Origin of the sequence: Streptomyces sp. NPDC004658, assembly GCF_040609555.1 — a bacterium.
Taxonomy (GTDB): Bacteria; Actinomycetota; Actinomycetes; order Streptomycetales; family Streptomycetaceae; genus Streptomyces.
This window is the reverse complement of record NZ_JBEXKG010000042.1, coordinates 1-17,400: the sequence shown is the minus strand read 5'-3', so window position 1 is coordinate 17,400 and position 17,400 is coordinate 1. Positions and strand designations below refer to the sequence as shown.

The 17,400-nt window shown below is 72.7% G+C and carries 9 protein-coding genes; 5 read left to right on the top strand and 4 right to left on the bottom strand.

Features of this window, described 5'->3' with window-relative positions; genetic code table 11:
* Positions 1-265: 265 nt before the first annotated feature.
* A complete protein-coding gene (locus ABZV94_RS17130) occupies positions 266-2,575 on the bottom strand; it encodes a BTAD domain-containing putative transcriptional regulator (protein WP_356341145.1) in 2,310 nt (769 codons plus the stop codon).
* Between the two features lie 487 nt (positions 2,576-3,062).
* Positions 3,063-4,517 carry an NAD(P)/FAD-dependent oxidoreductase gene (locus ABZV94_RS17125; protein WP_356341144.1) on the bottom strand — a complete coding sequence of 485 codons (1,455 nt, stop codon included), beginning with the start codon at positions 4,515-4,517 and terminating at the stop codon, positions 3,063-3,065.
* 364 nt (positions 4,518-4,881) lie between these two features.
* On the opposite strand from ABZV94_RS17125, the gene ABZV94_RS17120 reads away from it, so the two are divergent.
* Both ABZV94_RS17120 and ABZV94_RS17115 read left to right on the top strand, forming a co-directional pair.
* A complete protein-coding gene (locus tag ABZV94_RS17120; RefSeq protein ID WP_356341143.1) occupies positions 4,882-6,060 on the top strand; it encodes an acyl-CoA dehydrogenase family protein in 1,179 nt (392 codons plus the stop codon).
* A 57-nt stretch (positions 6,061-6,117) separates the two neighbouring features.
* Complete coding sequence (locus tag ABZV94_RS17115) at positions 6,118-6,999, top strand: NAD(P)-binding domain-containing protein (RefSeq protein WP_356341141.1); 882 nt, start codon at positions 6,118-6,120, stop codon at positions 6,997-6,999.
* Between the two features lie 764 nt (positions 7,000-7,763).
* Here ABZV94_RS17115 and ABZV94_RS17110 read toward each other — a convergent pair.
* On the bottom strand, positions 7,764-9,368 hold the full coding sequence (locus ABZV94_RS17110) for an aminotransferase class III-fold pyridoxal phosphate-dependent enzyme (protein WP_356341140.1): 1,605 nt from the start codon (positions 9,366-9,368) through the stop codon (positions 7,764-7,766).
* A 268-nt stretch (positions 9,369-9,636) separates the two neighbouring features.
* On the opposite strand from ABZV94_RS17110, the gene ABZV94_RS17105 reads away from it, so the two are divergent.
* Complete coding sequence (locus ABZV94_RS17105) at positions 9,637-10,098, top strand: flavin reductase family protein (RefSeq protein ID WP_356341138.1); 462 nt, start codon at positions 9,637-9,639, stop codon at positions 10,096-10,098.
* Positions 10,099-10,166: 68 nt separating this feature from the next.
* On the top strand, positions 10,167-10,580 hold the full coding sequence (locus ABZV94_RS17100; RefSeq protein ID WP_356341137.1) for a nuclear transport factor 2 family protein: 414 nt from the start codon (positions 10,167-10,169) through the stop codon (positions 10,578-10,580).
* A gap of 86 nt (positions 10,581-10,666) precedes the next feature.
* On the opposite strand, the gene ABZV94_RS17095 is transcribed toward ABZV94_RS17100, so the two are convergent.
* The gene (locus ABZV94_RS17095) at positions 10,667-11,077 is read right to left on the bottom strand and encodes an SgcJ/EcaC family oxidoreductase (protein ID WP_356341136.1); all 411 of its coding nucleotides are present in this window, start codon (positions 11,075-11,077) and stop codon (positions 10,667-10,669) included.
* A 373-nt stretch (positions 11,078-11,450) separates the two neighbouring features.
* Between ABZV94_RS17095 and ABZV94_RS17090 the strand changes: the two genes are divergently transcribed.
* A partial coding sequence (locus ABZV94_RS17090; protein WP_356341182.1) for a beta-ketoacyl synthase N-terminal-like domain-containing protein occupies positions 11,451-17,400 on the top strand: 5,950 nt, incomplete at its 3' end.

The window sequence follows — 17,400 nt, the reverse complement described above, 5'->3', positions numbered from 1 at the left end:
CCGGCCCCGCACGGGAGCCTCCGGCCACCCTAACCCGGTGGGGGACGCCAGGGCAGCCGGCCCGCGGTCTTGCACCTCTACGAGCAGCGGATCAGTGATCAGGTCCAGGCAGGCGCTGAGCAGCCTGCGGGTGCCGGGACGGCGGAATAGGGACCGGGAGCGGCGCGGGCGGCGGTCGGACAGCGTGCCGATGCGGCATGGCTGCCGGAGGGGGCCGACCTCTGCCGGGGAAGTCGACGCTGACGACCCAGCAGGGCGAGCCGTCTCACTGGACGGGCAGGCAGTCCTCGTCCGAGCAGGTGAGTTCGTCGTCGGACGGCTCGTCGAGCAACACCGTGGTGGAGGAGCGTCTGTCCGAGGACCAGTCGGCGTGCCGCAGCAGCTCCGGAGCGGCGCCCGCGACGACGGTGAGCGGGACACGGCCGGGGAGCCGGGCGATGAGGCCGACGAGTTCTCTGGTCGCCGTGTCCCCGAGGTGCAGATCGTCCACGATCAGGACGATCGGGCCGTCATGGGCGACGGCCTCCAGGAAGTACCGCCAGACCTCCTGCCACTCCTCGGCGCCCAGCCGCTCGGGCGAGCGGTTCGACGTCTCGAGGAGCGAAGTGCAGCGGGCGACGAGCCAGTTGATGCAGCTCTTGCCCGCGTCCAGGCGCTGGACGGCGGCGCTGACCTTCCGGCGGACCGCCCAGGGCGGATCGGCCTTCGACAGCCCGGAGAACCTGGAGATGATCTGCCGGTGCAGGCCGAAGGGGCCGGACTCGGCGGCGTCCTGCCGGTTCCAGGTCAGCACCTGCGCCCCGTCGAGCGCGCAGGCGGCGAACTCCTCCAGCTTGCGGAGCATCCGGCGGCGCGGGGCCTCCTCGGCGCTCAGCACGGTGATCAGGTGCGGCTGCGACCAGCGGCTGCTGTGGGTCATCACCCCCTGGAGCAGGTCCAGTTCGCGGTGGTGGGCGTCGTCGTCCGCCTCGGGATCGGGTTCCACGGGTCCGAGCAGCCTCCAGCGGTCGGACGTCCCCGGGAGTTCCTCGTACGCGAAGTGCTCCTTGGTCTCCTCGCGCGTGCGGTCGCAGACGAGGGTGCCGTCCGAGGTCGCCAGGGCCAGCAGCGCCTCGCACTCCTTCACCGTGGCGCCGTACACCCTGGGCGGCTGGCTGCCGCCGAGGGACTGGCTCACCAGTACGGCGCCCGTCGCGACGGCGGTGCGCAGTTCCGTGCGGGCGGTCACGGGGGCGCCCTCGGTTCCCGAGGCGGAGGCGGTCAGGGCGGTGCGCAGCGCGGTGGCGGCGCGGGCCGCGCGCAGCGGGTACTCGGTGTCGTCGTGGTCCGCCGGGAACAGGGCGAGGGTGAGCGTGTGCAGCGAGAAGACGACCGTACCGCCGCACAGCTCGATCTCCTGGTGGATCAGGCTGCCCACCCCGTCCATCAGGGCGTCGAGTTCACCGGCGTCGGTGAGGGCGGGGTCGGGTTCGGCCCGCACCAGCAGCAGGCTGGCCTCGCGGCGTACGGCGGAGGCGGCGGTGGGCGTGCCGATGCCCGCCCGCGGCAGGTCCCGGGCGGAGGCGTGCGCCACCGTGTCGTTCTTCGGCGCCGGGCCGTTGACGGCCGACAGCGCTTTCGGGGCCGGTGCGGGGGCGGGGAGCACGGCCCGCAGGGCCGGACGCTGGGGACCGGGCCCGGAGCCCTGGACGGGCACCCGGGGCGAGGCCGGGGACCTGCCGTCGGGCAGCGGCCCGGCGCCGGGAGGCCTGGGCGGGGACTCGGCGAGGGCCAGGGTCGGGGCAGGGGCGGGCAGGACGCCCGGCGGATCCGGCTCGTGCGGACGGGTGGCCGGGTTCCGGCGGGCAGGCTGAGGCGGGAGGGGGTCCGGGTCGTCCGGGACGGGGCGCGGGCCGAAGGGCTTCGGCGCGGTCTCCGCCGGACCGAGCAGCAGGGCCGCCGTTCCCTGCACGGAGTAGGGCGCGCCGGGGGCCGGAGCGAGCTGGAGGGCGGGGTCGTGGGTGAGGATGGCCTGCTGGAGCTGCTGGAGTTCCCGGCTGGGTTCGAGACCGAGCTCCTCGACCAGCCGGGCGCGCAGCCGGCTGAACACCCCCAGGGCGTCCGACTGGCGTCCGCAGCGGTACAGGGCGCGCATGAGCTGGCCGCAGGCGCGCTCGCGCAGCGGCTCGTTCTCCACCAGCGACTCCAGCTCGCCGAGTACGGCGTAGTGGCGTCCGCAGGCGAGCTGGGCCTCGAAGAGGTCCTCCTGGACGTCCAGCCGCATGTTCTGCAGCGTGGTCAGCTCGGGCCACAGCAGGCCCGCTTCGGTCAGGTCGGCGAGGGCCGGACCGCGCCACAGCTCCAGGGCGTCGCTGAGCAGCGTGGCCGCGGCGTCGGGTTGCCCCGCCTCCAGCCGGGCGCGTCCCTCGCGCACCCACCGGTGGAAGAGGTGCAGATCCACGCGGTCGAGGGAGACGTCCAGGGAGTAGCCGGGGGGCTGGGTGCGCAGCGCCACGGGCACGTCCACGGACACGCCGTCGACGAGTTTCCGGCGCAGGCTCCATACCGAGTTCTGGAGGATCTTGCGCGCGGTCATCGGTGCTTCTTCGACGGGCCACAGGGCCTTCAGCAGTTTGCTGATGGGGACCGTCTGGTTGGGGTGGAGGAGGAGGTATCCGAGGGTCGCCCGCTGCTTACTGCCCCCCAGCGAGATGGGCTGCCCCCCGGATATGACTTCTAACGGACCTAACATCCTGAACCACATAGTCCCTCAGCATGGTCGATGGCCGGCGCAGGGCTCACCCCCCCATACGCCGGGAACGCAACCAATGCTACTAACAATACGAGCCAATACCACAACGATCTGTGCGCGACGCCTCACAGCTCGGTGTTCTCACCGAGCTCCGAACTCCAATGTGCGTGCTGTCGCGACACGGTGCTCGTCGGCTCGCCGAACTCGCGGTGAACGTCCGTTCCCGAACTCCCGGCGGGCGTCGGCCGAGAGAGCGTGATCGCCCTCGACCGACCGGATGCCCGTCGCCCCCCCCGTCCCCGGGGGGCGACCGGTCCGGGTCCGTCCGGGATCAGTTCGTCGCGGAGGCCGTCGCGGTGGTCAGGCCGGCCGCGAGACCGCCGGCCCGGATGCCGGTCTCGATGGCGCCGTCCACATAGCCGCCCCAGCCGGTCGCGATGTCGCTGCCGGCGAAGACCAGACGGCCGTACGGCTGCCGGACGGCACGCAGCTCGCCGAGCAGCTGACCGGGGCGCCGGAAGGTCCAACCGCCCCTGGCGTACGCGTCCTTGCCCCAGTCCTGGCCCTTGACGGACAGCACCTTGGTGCCCGGGAGCACCTCGCTGACGGCGCTCTGCACCTGCGAGACGCTGGTGACGTCCAGGTTCGGGTTGACGCTGAAGCCGATGAGCACCGTGCCCTGGGACGACTTGTCGGCGTGCGCGAGGACCAGGTCGAGCAGTGCGCCGCTCTTGCCGTTGACGAGCGGACGGCCGATGTCGCCCTGGACCTGGATGAAGACCTTCTTGGCGGTCGGCACGCCGACGGTCTCGGTGCTCAGCCGCGAGAACTCGGCCGGCAGGCCGGAGCTGAAGTTGATGGAGTTCCAGGTGTTCACCGGTACGGCCACCACCACGGCCGCCGCGTCGTACACCACACCGCCCGCCGTCACCTGGACCCGGGAACCGCTGTCGGTGACCTTGGTGACGGGGGCCTTGTAGACGACGGTGGCGCCGGACTCGGCGAGCATCCGGGAGATGACGGTGCCCATCCCGCCCACGGGACGGGTGACGTTGATGCCGTGGAACGTCTCGGTGTTGTAGCCGCACAGCGCCCACCAGTGGGCGAGCTGCGTGAGTGCGCCGCGCTCGAAGCCGCCGCCGTACGCACCGGTGGTGGCGCTCACCCAGTTCATCTCCAGCGTCGACAGCCGCAGCTGGCGCGCCCGGTCGCCGAGGGTCAGCTTGTCGAGGTCGACCAGCAGGTCCTCGCGGTAGAAGGGGTCGTAGGGGCGCGGCAGGTACGTCTCGGCGCCCTCGACGAACTTCCGCAGGAGGGCGTCCTGCTGGTCGAGGAAGGTCAGGTCCTGCTTGGCGTAGCCGCCGGACTCCGTGGCGAACACCGCGAAGTCGGGGCCCGGGTCGTCCACCGTCGCGATGCCCAGGCGCTTGACCTCGTTCCAGATCAGGGTCTGGCTGGGGTGGATCCAGGTCGCGCCGAACTCGATCGGCAGTCCGGAGAACGTGCTCGACCAGGCCCGGCCGCCGACGCGGTCGCGGGCTTCGAGGATCAGCGTGCGCTTGCCCCTGGCGTTGAGTTCCCGTGCCGCCGACACCCCGGCGAAACCGCCGCCGATGACGATGGCGTCGTAGCTGCGGCCGGTCTCGGCCACCCACCCGGCAGCCGAGGCGGCGTGGGAGGAGGCGGCACCGACGGCGCCCAGCGCCCCCGCGGCGGCGCCGGCCTTGAGTATCGCGCGACGTGTGGTGCGCGCGCCCCCGAAGATTGTCTCTTTCCTGTGCTTCATTCCAGTCCCCTTGTACACAACGTGGTCCCGTTGTCCAGGAATCAAGCGCTGCTGTGGTCACCTGAACGGACAATCACCTTAGTTGCGGATGACCGAAATCGATCCGGCGTTTGGCATTGACTGATAATCGCCCGTCTCCACGGGTTTAAAGATTGGCGCAGATCGGTGAGTTACCGTCCGGTGGGCGCTCGGTGGCCGCACGCGGCCGGATGTCTGGTTAGCTTGGCCGGGACGGGACGGTTACTCGCTGGTGGCCGGGGGATGGTCCGGTCTCACTTAATTTGTTCGGGCCCCGAAACGGCAATGGCGCTGACTGACCTGCGCCCATGCCTTTCACCCCCGCCGAACCCACCAAGGAGCCGGGATGGCCGTCAGGTCCACTGAAGCGGAAAACATTCTCAAGGCGGTCCGGGAAATCGTGCCGACGCTGCGGGCGAACGGCCTGGCGTCCGAGGACCAGCGCTGGATAGTCCAGGAGAACATCGACCTCCTGGAGAAGGCCGGCGTCTTCCGCATCGCCGTGCCGAAGCGCTTCGGCGGCCTGGACCTCTCGCTGAAGGAACAGGTCGAGATCATCACCGAGATCTCCCGTGGCTGCGGCTCGACCGGCTGGGTCGCCGTCGCCTGGATCTCCAGCGCCTGGATGGCCACGCTGTACCCGCTCGAGGCCCAGGAGGAGATCTTCAAGGGCGGCTCGGTGCGCATCTCCGGCGGCTTCACCCCGACCGCGAAGATGGTCCCCACCGAGGGCGGCTACCTCCTCAACGGTGCCTGGCGCTTCAACTCCGGTGTCCGCGGAGCCCACTGGGACCTGCTCGCCGCCGAGCTGGAGCACCCCGACGGCAACGTCGAGGAGGTGTACGCCATGGTCCCGGTCGACCAGCTGACGATCGCCGACGACTGGCACGTCTCGGCCGCCATCGCCACCGGCAGCTCGACGTCCAGCGCGACGGACCTCTTCGTCCCCGCCCACCGGGTCGTCGCCCTGGAGGACGCCGTCCTCGGCACCAGCGGCGGCAGTGCCGTCACCGGCTCCAAGGGGCGCGACTACAGCCTGATCAGCTTCGTCGTCGCCGAGTCCGTCGCCGTCTACATCGGCATGGCGCGCGCCGCGTACGAGGAACTCGTCGCCACCGTCAAGGGCAAGCCGCTCGCGTACAGCAACGTCACCGACCAGGCGCAGCACCCGCTGACCCAGATCCAGGTCGCGCTGGCCCACAGCAAGATCGAGGCCGCCGAGGCACTCTCCGAGACCTACCTCGGCTTCCTCCAGGAGCGCGCCGACGCCGGCGAGCAGCCGACCTGGGAGGAGAAGGCGGAGGTGCGCGGCAAGGCCGGCGCCGCGATCCTGCTCACCCAGGAGGCACTCGAGGCGCTCCACTCCATCAGCGGTGCCGGCTCGCTCTCCCGGAAGGCGCCGTTCCAGCGCTTCTACCGGGACCTTCAGGGCCTGTCCCGGCACGGTCTGATGGCCCCCAACATGGGGCTCGAGGTGTACGGCCGCACGCTGCTCGGCCTCGACCCCGACAGCCTCTTCCTGTAGGACACCGCTTCCGGCGGCGTCCTGATCCCGATAGATGAGTGATTGAGGAGCAAGTACATGTCGAACACGAACCAGGGCCCGGTGACCGTCCTCGGACTGGGAATGATGGGTGCCGCCCTGGCCTCCGCCTTCGTGAAGAACGGCAATCCGACCACCGTGTGGAACCGTTCCGCTGACAAGGCGGACGCGCTCGTCGAGCAGGGCGCGGTCTTCGCCGCCGACATCCGGAAGGCGATCGAGGCCAGCCCGGTCGTCGTGGCGTGCGTCTCCACGTACGAGGTGCTGAACGACCTGCTCGCCGGTGCCGCCGCCGAGCTCAAGGGCAAGGTGGTCATCAACCTCACCTCGGGTACCCCCGAGGACGCCCGCGCCCTCGCCGTCTGGGCCGAGCAGAACGGGGTGCGTTACCTGGACGGGGCCATCATGGCCGTTCCGCAGATGATCGGCCTGCCCCAGGCCCTGATCTTCTACGCGGGCGCCCAGGAGGTCTTCGCCGAGCACGAGGAGCTGCTGAAGCCGCTCGCCGGCAACAACGTGTACCTGGGCGCGGACACCGGTGTGGCGATGATCTACGACCTCGGCCTGCTGTCGCTGCTGTGGTCGAGCCTCGCGGGTTACTTCCACGCCGTGGCCCTCGTCAACTCGGCCGGCGTCTCGGCGGAGGCCTTCACGCCGTTCGCCCTGACCTGGATCGAGCACGTCATCACCCCGGCGATCCCGCAGAGCGCCCAGGAGATCGACTCGGCCAGCTTCGAGACCGAGGTCTCCAGCCTCGGCGTCAACAAGGCCGCGATCGAGCACCTGGTGGCCACGAGCAAGCAGCTGGGCATCAACAGCGACTTCTCGGCCTCCATCCAGGCGCTGATCGAGCGTCGCGTCGCGCAGGGCCACGCCACCCACAGCCTGGCCAGCCTGGTCGAGGCCTTCAAGCAGGGCTGACCCCCGGCGCTCCGACCGCGACGCCGGGCGCACGGCACAGGAACCCACTGGGCGGGACCCGGCTCGACGCCGGGTCCCGCCCGGCGGTGTAGGGGGCGGGGTCTCGGTGCCGGGTTCGGGCCGGCGGTGTACGGGGCGAGGGCTCGGTGCCGGGTTCCGGCCGGCGGAGTAACGCGCGGGGGCTCGATGCCGGGTCCTGCCGGACGACGTACCGGACGAGGGCTCGATGCCGGGTTCCGGCCGGCGGAGTAACGCGCGGGGGCTCGATGCGGGGTCCTGCCGGACGACGTACCGGACGAGGGCTCGATGCCGGGTTCCGGCCGGCGGAGTAACGCGCGGGGGCTCTATGCCGGGTCCTGCCGGACGACGTACCGGACGAGGGCTCGATGCCGGGTTCCGGCCGGCGGAGTACCGGGCGAGGCCTCCATGCCGGTCCTGCCGGACGACGTACCGGACGAGGGCTCGATGTCGGTTCCGGCCGCCGGCGTACGGGATGAGGGCCCATGCCGGGTCCCGCCCGACGGCGTACGGGACGCCCCATGCCGGGTCCCACCGAGCGAAGTACCGCGCAAAATCCCCACACCGGGTCCCACCCCCGAAGTACCGCCCGAGGTCTCCCCACCGGGTCCCGCCCGGCGGCGTACCGGGCGGGGGCCGTGCCGGGGCTCAGCCGGCACAGGTGTGCCGAGCCCGGGATGGGTGAGGGCCGGGGCCGGGACGCGATCCGCGCCCCGTGCCACCGGCCCTCGCGGGTCGTCGCGCCGTTACCCGGCGGGCAGCGCCAGGGGACGCCGATAGCCGCCCCGGATGATGTCGCAGGTGTCGCGCAGCGCCCTCTCCAGCCAGGCGATGTCGTCGTCCGTCAGCAGGACGGACGGCTCGAAGCGCAGGGTGTCGGGGGCGCTGGCGGTCGGGAACGTACGGACCCGGTGGCCGCGCAGCAGGTGGCCCGCGATCAGGTAGCCGAACAGGCCGGCCCGGGCCGCCTCGGCGACCGCGGGGACCGGTGCTTCCGACTGGTCGTGGAACTCCAGGCCCAGCATCAGGCCACGGCCGCGGACGTCCTTGACGACCTCGGGGAAGTCCTCCCGTACGGAGCCCAGCATGGCCAGCAGCCGCTCGCCGAGCGCGGCGGCCTTGCGGTACACGGCGCCGTCGTCGGCCTCCAGGAGCTGGAGGACCTTCAGGGCGATGCGGTTGGAGAAGCCGTCCTTGGCGAAGGTGGAGCTGTGGATCAGTTCGAACTCGCCGCGGTAGCGCGAGGCGCGCACCAGCAGCACCGAGATCTTGGCGAGGCCGCCACCCAGGCTCTTGGCGAGGGTGTAGTAGTCGCCGCGCAGCCCCAGGCGCGTACTGGCGAGGAAGTCGCCGGTGCGGCCCATGCCGCTCTGGATCTCGTCGACGATGACCGGTGCGCCGATCTCCGCGCAGACTTCCTGGACCTCACGGGCGAATTCCGCCGGCAGCTCGCGGATGCCGCCCTCGCCCTGGATCGGTTCCAGGACGAACGCGCAGACGACGGGCGCGTCCTGCTCCGACAGCCGGACCCGGCCGTCCTGGAGGGCCAGGCCGAACAGTGTGCCGCGCTCCTCCTCGACGATCTTGCGCAGGGCGCCCGGCTGGTCGAGCGGGACGAACCGCGCCTGCGCGGCGAGCGCCCCGAACGGGGTCCGGTACCCCTCGTTGTGGGTGAGCTGGACGGTGCCGACCAGCTTCCCGTGGAAGGAGCCCTCCGGGGTGAGGAAGACCGGGGGGCGCTTGGCCTGGCCCTCGTTGTGGGCGGTGAGCCGGTCGATCAGCGCGTCCAGCGCGGCGGGACCCGGGAGGTCCGCGTCCACCCCGAAGCGGGCGAGGATCCCGGCGGGCACCGTCGCCGAACCGTCCCGCACGGCGTCGCGCACCGCGTCCAGGCCACTGCCGACGGATTCCAGGAGCGCGCCGAGGCGGGCGCCCCGGTCCATCTCGGCGTGTTTGAGCGCGGCCTCGTTGGCCTCGGCGCCGGTGTTGGCGAAGACGGCGAAGAACGGCTCGTCGTCGCCGGTCTCGCGGCGGACGATCCGGTTCAGGGCGAGCGCCAGCTCGGCGGCCTCCGGGTGCAGGGAGAACTGCGCGTGCACCGGGACGCCGCTGTCCAGCAGTTCCTTCGCGTAGGCGGTGATCTCGGGGTTGTTGTGGCCCAGCATCAGGGAGCCGTATCCGCCCGCGTAGTCCACGACGGCGACCTCGCGGCCGTCCTCGCCCCGCTGATAGAGGAGGTTCCCCTCCGCCCTAACGTATTCGGCGTCCAGGCCGGCGGAGGCCAGCACGGCCCCCAGATGGGGTTCTGCCAACTGCGGCTGCTCGGCAGGGGCATTCGAAACATCGGTCATGGGGCCAACATGACCGAATGCGCGGCAGTGTGCGGTAATGGCGCGGTCATCGGACGTGATGGGCGGGGCCGAAGACCGCCGATTACTTGGCGATTGAACGCGGGAAAGTGCCGAGCGGATACGTTTTTCACCCACCCCTTTGTTGCGTAGGGGACCCTCAACCCGAATCCGAAGAGGGGAAATGACTCCTGCATCCGCAGAGCTCGAACCCGCGGCCTCGCGGACGGGGCTGCGCACGTCTGTCGGGGCCGCTTCGCTGCGGGATGTGATGTCCCAGTTCGCCACCGGCGTCACCGTGCTCACGGTAGGCGGCGACCACATCCACGCCATGACGGCCAACGCCTTCAGCTCGGTGTCGCTCACTCCGCCGACCGTGCTGGTCTCCATCGATCACAGCGCCGTCATGTTCGACGAGCTGACCGGGGCCGGGCACTTCGGCGTGAACATCCTGGCGGCCGGACAGCAGCCACTCGCCCGGCACTTCGCGGACAAGAAGCGCCCCCTCGGGCTCGCGCAGTTCGACGGCGTCGAATGGGCTCCGGGTGAGCACACGGGCGCCCCGCTCCTGGCCGGCGCGCTGGCCTGGCTGGAGTGCGACGTGACGGACGCGCACGTCTCGGGCGACCACACGATCTTCGTCGGCAGGGTGCTGGACTGCCGACGGGGCTGCGACGACGCCGCGCTGACGTTCTTCGACGGGAAGTTCGGCCACGCCCCGCGGGCCGCCTGATGACTCCGCGCGCCCCGACGGCGCGCGGTCGTACACACCAGACACGGCGCATCACACGAAGGAGACAGATGACCGCCTCGACCACCGACGTCGACCTGTACAGCCTGGAACTCACCGATGACCCGGAGGTCCAGAACGACGTCTTCCTGAAGATCTTCAACTCCGGCGACGGCGCGGCCTTCGACAACCTGTACCGCGACGACGCCATCTCCAACCTGACGGGCAGCCCGCTGACCGGCGAGGCGCGCAGGAAGGGCATCATCGAACTGCTCGCCAAGGGCCCGACCCTGAAGTCCGTCGTCAAGCACTCCTACACCGCCGACGACGTCACGCTCATCGTGGTCGACTTCGAGCTGGGGCTGCCCGGCGAGGACGGTGAGCTGGTCCAGATCAAGGGCACCTGCACCGACGTCATCCGCCGCGTCGAGGACGGCAAGTGGCTGATGGCGGTGGACCGTCCGGTCGCCGACATCACCGTCTGATCCGCACCGCGTCCGGCACGACGGACGAGGCCGGGCTCCCCTGGGGAGCCCGGCCTCTTCGCGTGTGCCCGCTGGGACCTGCGGCGTCAGTCGCGCGGCTCCTCGCCGAACGGGTCGTCGACGGCGTACAGCCACGAGCCGTCCGCCTGCTTGCGCAGGACGTCCAGGCCGACGCCGCGCAGGTTCTCGCGGCCCTCGCCGCTCGCCGTGTTGACCTCCATGGTCCAGTCCACGACCAGCAGGGCCGTGTCGCCGGTGACGTACGCCTCGCGCACGTCGGTCTCGATGTGCGGCTGCATCGTGGCGAGGAATTCCGTGATGGCGGCCCGGCGGTCGGCGCCGCTCACCGGATTGCCCTTCTCCCACACGATGATGCCGGCTTCGGTGTAATGCGCGTTCACGCTCTCCGCGTCACCCGAGTTGAAGGCGGCGACATAGCTTTCGAGGTGCGCCTCCAGCTCCTTGGGGAGTTCGACGGCCGTGGCGGTGTTCGACATTCTTCTGGCCTCCGGAAAGTGAGGAGTGAAAGAGCGATGAGGGTGACAACTACGCCGAAAAGCTATCCGCAGGACGGAAACCCGGGGCTCACCGAGGGGTAACGCCGGGCACCGGGATGCGGCGCCCGGGCTCCGATTACCGGGCCGTGATCACTCGTTGGACCTCCGGAAGACCCCGGCTACATAACGTCGGTGGCAGGCCGCGCCGAGCCGTCCGGGCTCCGAACGCGCAGGCGGACGTCTTGGACCGTTGCGATACGCAGTACGGAAAGGGCACCCGACAGTGACGACCAGCGAGCACGACACCCATGCGGAACCCACCTGGGAGGGCGGCGCGGCCGGGGACCGGGCGGAGCCCATTGCTGTCATCGGCATGTCCTGCCGGCTTCCGGGGGCCGGCTCCCCCGCCGCGTTCTGGGACCTGCTCACGCGCGGCGCCGACGCCATCACCCCCGTGCCGGAGGGGCGCTGGGGCCCGGACGGTCGCTCGCTCGGCGCCGGGCGCGGCGGCTTCCTCGACGCCGTCGACGCGTTCGACGCGCCGTTCTTCGGCATCTCCCCGCGTGAGGCGGCGGCGATGGACCCGCAGCAGCGGCTCGTGCTGGAGCTCGTCTGGGAGGCGCTGGAGGACGCCGGAGTCGTCCCCGCCACCCTGCGCGGCAGCAGGACGGCCGTCTTCGTCGGCACCCTGCGCGACGACTACACCAGCCTGCTGTACCTGCACGGCGCCGAGGCCGTCACCCAGCACACGATGACCGGCGTCAACCGCGGTGTCATCGCCAACCGCGTCTCGTACCACCTGGGTCTGCACGGGCCGAGCATGACCGTGGACTCCGCCCAGTCGTCCTCCCTGGTGGCCGTCCACCTGGCCTGCGAGAGCCTGCGCGCCGGCGAGGCCGACAGCGCGCTGGTGGCGGGCGTGAACCTCAACCTGCTCGCGGAGAACGTTGTCACCGAGTCCCGCTTCGGAGCGCTCTCGCCCGACGGGACCACCTACACCTTCGACGCCCGCGCCAACGGCTTCGTGCCCGGCGAGGGCGGCGGCGTGGTCGTGCTCAAGCCGCTGAGCCGGGCCCTGGCCGACCAGGACCGGATCTACGGCGTCATCCGCTCCAGCGCCGTCAACAACGACGGCGCCACCGACGGGCTCACCGTGCCGAGCCCGGCCGCCCAGGAGGCGGTGCTGCGCGAGGCGTACGAGCGTGCCGGGATCGCCCCCGACGAGGTGCAGTACGTCGAACTGCACGGCACCGGCACCCCCGTCGGCGACCCGCTGGAGGCGGCGGCGCTCGGTGCCGCGCTCGGCCGTGGCCGCACGGCCCGCACCGCGCTGCGGGTCGGCTCCGTGAAGACCAACATCGGCCATCTCGAAGGCGCCGCGGGCATCGCCGGCCTGATCAAGACGCTGCTCAGCCTGCACCACCGTCAGCTGCCGGCCAGCCTGAACTTCGAGACCCCCCACCCGCGGATCGCGCCGGACGAGCTCGGCATCGCCGTCCAGCGCGAGCTGACGCCCTGGCCGGACGAGGACCGGGCGCTGATCGCCGGCGTCAGCTCCTTCGGCATGGGCGGCACCAACGCCCACGTCGTCGTCTCCGAGGCCCCCGCCCGTCCCGCCGCCGACTCCGGCCCCGCCGACCGGCCGGCCGTCACCCCGCTGCCGTGGATCGTCACCGGCCACGACGAGGACGCGCTGCGTGCCCAGGCCGCGAAGCTGCGGGCCTTCGCCGCCGAGCACCCCGGGCAGTCGGCCGAGGACGTCGGCCGGGCGCTGGCCACCACCCGCACCTTCCTGGGCCACCGCGCCGTCGTCGTCGCCGACGGCCGCGACGCGCTGCTCACCGGCCTGGACGCGCTCGCCGCCGGCACTCCCGTCGCCTCCGTCGTCACCGGGACCGTACGGCCCGGCGGACTGGCGTTCCTCTTCACCGGCCAGGGCGCCCAGCGCGCCGGCATGGGCCGGGAGCTGTACGAGACGTTCCCGGTCTACGCCACCGCCTTCGACGAGGTCGCCGCGCACCTGGACCCGCTCCTGCCGCGCCCGCTCGCCGAACTCGTCGCCGACGACACGGCACTGCACGAGACGGGCGTCACCCAGCCCGCGCTGTTCGCCGTCGAGGTCGCCCTCTTCCGCCTCGTCGAGAGCTGGGGGCTGCGGCCCGACCAGCTCGCCGGCCACTCCGTCGGCGAGCTCGCCGCCGCCCATGTCGCGGGCGTGTTCTCCCTGGCCGACGCCGCACGCCTGGTCGCCGCCCGAGCCCGGCTGATGCAGGCGCTGCCCACGGGCGGCGCGATGATCGCCGTGGAGGCCGCCGAGGCGGAGGTGCTGCCGCTCCTCGCGGGCCGGGAGGGCGCGCTCGCCGTCGCCGCCGTCAACGGCCCCCGCTCCCTCGTCCTGTCGGGTGACGCCGACGCGGCCGAGGAGGTCGCCGCCGCGCTGCGGGAACGGGGCCGCCGCACGAAGCGGCTGACCGTCTCGCACGCCTTCCACTCCCCGCACATGGACCCGATGCTGGCGGAGTTCCGCGCGGTGGCGGCCTCGCTCGACTACTCGGAGCCGGTAATTCCGGTCGTCTCCACGGTCACCGGGGAGCCGGTGGCCGCCGGGCAGTTCACCTCGCCCGACTACTGGGTGGAACAGGTCCGCCGTCCGGTGCGCTTCCTCGACGCCGTGCGCGCCCTGGAGAGCGCCGGCGTGCGCACCTTCCTGGAACTCGGGCCCGAGGGCGTCCTGTCCGCCCTCGCCGAGGACTGCGCCGCGGACGCCGCCGCCATCGCCGCCGTACCGCTGCTGCGCGCCGGCCGCTCCGAGCCGCTGACCGCGCAGGCCGCCCTGGCCACCGCGTTCACCCGCGGCGCCGAACCCGACTGGACCGCCCTGTACGGCGACCGGTCCGCGCGCCACGTGCCGTTGCCGACGTACGCCTTCCAGCGCCGCCCCTACTGGGTGAGCGGTGTCCGCGGGGCCGCCGCGCCGCTGCCGGCCCCCGTCCCCGAGGCCGCCCCCGACACCGCCGTGGCCGCCACCCCGCGCGGCGAACTGGGCCGCCGCCTGGCCTCGCTCGGCGAGTCGGAACGCAGGCGCACCGTCGAGGACCTGCTGCAGACCCACATCGCCGCGGTCCTGGAGTACGAGCCGGGCCACCGCGTGCCCGAGCACACCCCCTTCCGGGACCTCGGCTTCAGCTCCCTGATGGCCACCGAACTGCGCGCCGCGCTCGCCCGGGCGACCGGCCTGAAGCTGCCCGGCGGCCTGCTCTTCGACCACCCGACCCCGCAGGCCCTCGCCGCGTTCCTGGAGGCCGAACTCCTCGGCGAGGCCGCCGTCGCGGACGAGGCGGCGGCGAGCGCCGAAGGGGAGGCCATCGCCGTCGTCGCCATGGCCTGCCGCTACCCGGGCGGGGTGGCCTCGCCCGAGGACCTGTGGCGCCTCGTCGCCGGGGGCGGCAACGCCATCACCGCGTTCCCGGACGACCGCGGCTGGCCCGAGGACCTGTACGACCCCGACCCGGACCGGCCCGGCCACAGCTCCGTGCGGCACGGCGGATTCCTCCACGACGCGGGGGACTTCGACGCCGCGTTCTTCGGGATCTCCCCGCGCGAGGCCCTGGCCATGGACCCGCAGCAGCGCCTCCTGCTGGAGACCGCGTGGGAGAGCGTCGAGCGCGCCGGGATCGACCCCGCGCGGCTGCGCGGCACCCGCACCGGCGTGTTCGTCGGCGCCACCGGTCTGGAGTACGGGCCGCGGATGGACGACGCCCCCGAGTCCGTCCAGGGCGGCGTGCTGACCGGCACCACCGCCAGTGTGATGTCCGGCCGCATCGCCTACCAGCTGGGCCTGGTCGGCCCGGCGATCACGGTGGACACGGCCTGCTCCTCCTCCCTGGTCGCCCTGCACCTGGCGATCCGCTCCCTGCGCTCCGGCGAGACCAACCTCGCCCTCGCGGGCGGCGCCACCGTCATGTCCTCGCCGGGCATGTTCGTGGAGTTCTCCCGCCAGCGCGGGCTGGCCCCCGACGGCCGCTGCAAGGCCTTCGCCGACGGCGCCGACGGCACCGGCTGGTCCGAGGGCGTCGGCCTGCTCCTGCTGGAACGGCTGTCCGACGCGCAGAAGAACGGCCACCCCGTCCTGGCCGTGCTCCGGGGCTCCGCCGTCAACCAGGACGGGGCGAGCAACGGGCTGACGGCCCCCAACGGCCCCTCCCAGCAGCGTGTCATCCAGCAGGCACTGGCCGACTCCGGCCTGACCGCGGCGGACGTGGACGCCGTCGAGGCCCACGGCACCGGGACCCGGCTCGGCGACCCCATCGAGGCGGAGGCCCTCAAGGCCGTCTACGGCCCCGGACACGACCGCGACCGCCCCCTCCACCTCGGCTCGCTGAAGTCCAACATCGGCCACGCCCAGGCCGCCGCCGGCGTCGGCGGCGTCATCAAGATGGTCCAGGCGATGCGGCACGGCGTGCTGCCCAGGACGCTCCACGTGGACCGGCCGAGCAGCCATGTCGACTGGTCCGACGGCACCGTCGCCCTCCTCACCGAGGAACGCCCGTGGCCCGCGACCGGCCGTCCCCGGCGCGCCGCGGTCTCCTCCTTCGGCATCAGCGGCACCAACGCCCACCTCATCGTCGAGGAGGCGCCACCGGTCACCGCGCCGGCCGGGACCGGCACCGCCGCCCTCGCCGCCGTGCCCGCGCCGTACGTCGTCACCGCCCGCGACCCCGACGCGCTGCGCGAGCGGGCCGCCCAGCTGGCCGCGCACGTCACCGGCTCCGGCGCCGGCCTCGCCGACCTCGGGTTCTCGCTCGCCACGACCCGCACCGCCTTCGAGCACCGCGCCGTCGTCCTCGCCGCCGGCACCGAGGACCTGCTCGCCGGACTGACCGGGCTCGCCACGGGCACCGGCGCCCCGAACACCGTCACCGGCACCGCGGACACCCCGGCCCGCACCGCGTTCCTGTTCACCGGCCAGGGCGCGCAGCGCGCCGGAGCGGGCCGCGAACTGTACGCCGCCCAGCCGGTGTTCGCCGCCGCCCTCGACGAGGTGTGCGCCGCCTTCGACGGCCTGCTGGAGGTGCCGCTGCGCGACGTGCTGTTCGGCGAGGGCGCGGGCGAGGGACTGATCGACCTCACCGCCTACACCCAGCCGTCGCTGTTCGCCGTCGAGGTGGCCCTCTTCCGGCTGCTGTCCCACCACGGGCTGGCACCCGACCTGCTCGCCGGTCACTCGATCGGCGAACTCGCCGCCGCCCACGCCGCCGGGGTCCTCTCCCTGGAGGACGCCGCGGTCCTGGTCGCCGCCCGCGGCCGGCTCATGCAGTCCGCACCGGCCGGCGGCGCGATGATGGCCGTCGAGGGCACCGAGGAGGAGATCGCCGCCCAGCTCGCCGGGCGGGAGTCCGCCGTGTCCGTCGCCGCCGTCAACTCCCCCACGTCCGTGGTGATCTCCGGCGACGCCGAGGCCGTGGCGGAGGCTGCCCGTGACTGGCAGGCGGCCGGCCGCCGCACCCACCGGCTGACGGTCTCGCACGCCTTCCACTCCCCGCACATGGACGGCATCCTGGAGGAGTTCCGGGCCGTGGCCGCCGGGCTCACCTTCCACCGCCCGCGCATCCCGATCGTCTCCACGGTGACCGGCGAGATCGCGACCGTTGAGCAGCTCACCTCGCCCGACTACTGGGCGCGGCAGATCCGCGACACCGTCCGGTTCGCCGCCGCCACCGAGCGCCTCGCGGCCGAGGGGGCCACCGTCCTCGTCGAGGTCGGCCCGGACGCCGTGCTGACCGCGCTGGCCCGGCGCACCCTGGAGGGCACCCCGGCCGCTAAGGTCACCGCCGTACCGGTGCTGCGCGCCGGCCGCTCCGAGGCGGAGACCTTCGCCACCGCGGCAGCCACGGCGTACGCCCAGGGCGCCCCGCTCGACGTCGCCTCCTTCTTCCCCGGTGGGGTCCGCACCGACCTGCCGGTCTACCCCTTCCAGCGCACCCGCTACTGGCTGAACGCCGCCCCGCGCGGCGACGCCCGCGGCCTCGGCCTCGACCCGGCCGGGCACCCGCTGCTGACCACCGCCGTCGAGTTCGCCGAGCGCGAGGACACGCTGTTCACCAGCCTCCTGTCACGCGCCGCCCAGCCCTGGCTGGCCGACCACGCGATCGCCGGCACCGTCATCGCACCGGGCACCGCCTTCCTCGAACTCGCCGTCGCCGCCGGCGGGCACGTCGGCGCCCCGCACCTGGCGGAGATGACACTGGAGGCGCCGCTGCCGCTGCCGGAGCGCGGAGCCGTCCGCGTCCAGGTGGCGGTCGGCGCGCCCGACCGGGACGGGC

Coding starts and splice junctions, on each gene's coding strand:
- ABZV94_RS17130 (WP_356341145.1), bottom strand. CDS start 2,575: ATGACCGCGCGCAAGATCCTCCAGAACTCGGTATGGAGCCTGCGCCGG.
- ABZV94_RS17125 (WP_356341144.1), bottom strand. CDS start 4,517: ATGAAGCACAGGAAAGAGACAATCTTCGGGGGCGCGCGCACCACACGT.
- ABZV94_RS17120 (WP_356341143.1), top strand. CDS start 4,882: ATGGCCGTCAGGTCCACTGAAGCGGAAAACATTCTCAAGGCGGTCCGG.
- ABZV94_RS17115 (WP_356341141.1), top strand. CDS start 6,118: ATGTCGAACACGAACCAGGGCCCGGTGACCGTCCTCGGACTGGGAATG.
- ABZV94_RS17110 (WP_356341140.1), bottom strand. CDS start 9,368: ATGACCGATGTTTCGAATGCCCCTGCCGAGCAGCCGCAGTTGGCAGAA.
- ABZV94_RS17105 (WP_356341138.1), top strand. CDS start 9,637: ATGTCCCAGTTCGCCACCGGCGTCACCGTGCTCACGGTAGGCGGCGAC.
- ABZV94_RS17100 (WP_356341137.1), top strand. CDS start 10,167: ATGACCGCCTCGACCACCGACGTCGACCTGTACAGCCTGGAACTCACC.
- ABZV94_RS17095 (WP_356341136.1), bottom strand. CDS start 11,077: ATGTCGAACACCGCCACGGCCGTCGAACTCCCCAAGGAGCTGGAGGCG.